The sequence below is a fragment of the Mesorhizobium sp. M0293 genome, from assembly GCF_040321735.1.
GTDB lineage: Bacteria > Pseudomonadota > Alphaproteobacteria > Rhizobiales > Rhizobiaceae > Mesorhizobium.
This window is the reverse complement of record NZ_JAMYSA010000321.1, coordinates 1-606: the sequence shown is the minus strand read 5'-3', so window position 1 is coordinate 606 and position 606 is coordinate 1. Positions and strand designations below refer to the sequence as shown.

Sequence of the window (606 nt, the reverse complement as noted above, 5' to 3'; positions counted from 1 at the left end):
CGGGTATCGTCTCGCGCGGCGGCTCGATCATGGCCAAATGGTGCCTGCACCATCACCGGGAAAGCTTCCTCTACGAGCACTTCGCGGAGATCTGCGACATCGCCAGAGCCTACGACGTCTCCTTCTCGCTCGGCGACGGTCTTCGTCCAGGCTCGATCGCCGATGCCAATGACGCGGCGCAGTTCGCCGAGCTGGAGACGCTCGGCGAGCTGACGAAGATCGCCTGGGCGAAGGATTGCCAGGTGATGATAGAGGGCCCCGGCCACGTGCCGATGCACAAGATCAAGGCGAACATGGACAAGCAACTCGCCGTCTGCGGCGAGGCGCCGTTCTATACGCTCGGACCGCTGACGACCGACATCGCGCCGGGCTACGACCACATCACCTCAGGCATCGGCGCCGCGATGATCGGCTGGTTCGGCACCGCCATGCTCTGCTACGTCACGCCCAAGGAGCATCTCGGCCTTCCCGATCGCAACGACGTCAAGATCGGCGTGATCACCTACAAGATAGCCGCCCACGCCGCCGACCTGGCGAAGGGCCATCCGGCAGCGAAGGTCAGGGATGATGCGCTTTCGCGCGCGCGCTTCGAGTTCCGCTGGGAGG

General features: G+C 64.7%; 1 protein-coding gene. It reads left to right on the top strand.

Going from position 1 to position 606, the window contains the following annotated elements; genetic code table 11:
* On the top strand, positions 1 to 606 hold a 606-nt coding region (locus tag NKJ06_RS35690; protein WP_352812634.1), incomplete at both ends, for a phosphomethylpyrimidine synthase ThiC.